Here is a 267-nt window from a genome sequence, read left to right as displayed (position 1 = left end):
GGCTTGTTCGGCTCGAGGCCGAGTTCGAACAGGTAGTTGTTCTGCCGGATCGGCCGACTGGCGAACGGCAATGTGTCGCCGGTGCGCTGGGCGAGGCGGTAGCCGCCCTGGCCATCGGGCAGGTAGAGGTCGAGCTTGTCCAGCGGCGGATAGGCCAGCTCCAGCAGCCAGGTGCGCGGATCGCTGGAGGCGACCGGCCGGTAGTCCAGGTCCAGGCGCAACCAGAACACCGAGCGCGAATAGCCGGCATTGAGCACGTCCTTGTCA

1 protein-coding gene is annotated in these 267 nt (G+C 66.7%); it reads right to left on the bottom strand.

The features are described 5' to 3' along the window. Positions 1-267 (bottom strand): 7TM-DISM domain-containing protein (locus ACLJNW_RS25600; protein ID WP_410961424.1); only part of this gene is annotated, 267 nt, incomplete at both ends.

Origin of the sequence: Salmonella sp. SAL4457, from assembly GCF_046548235.1 — a bacterium.
GTDB classification, from domain to species: Bacteria; Pseudomonadota; Gammaproteobacteria; order Enterobacterales; family Enterobacteriaceae; genus Salmonella; species Salmonella enterica.
The sequence above is the reverse complement of the archived record's forward strand: the minus strand, read 5'-3'. Positions and strand labels throughout refer to the sequence as shown.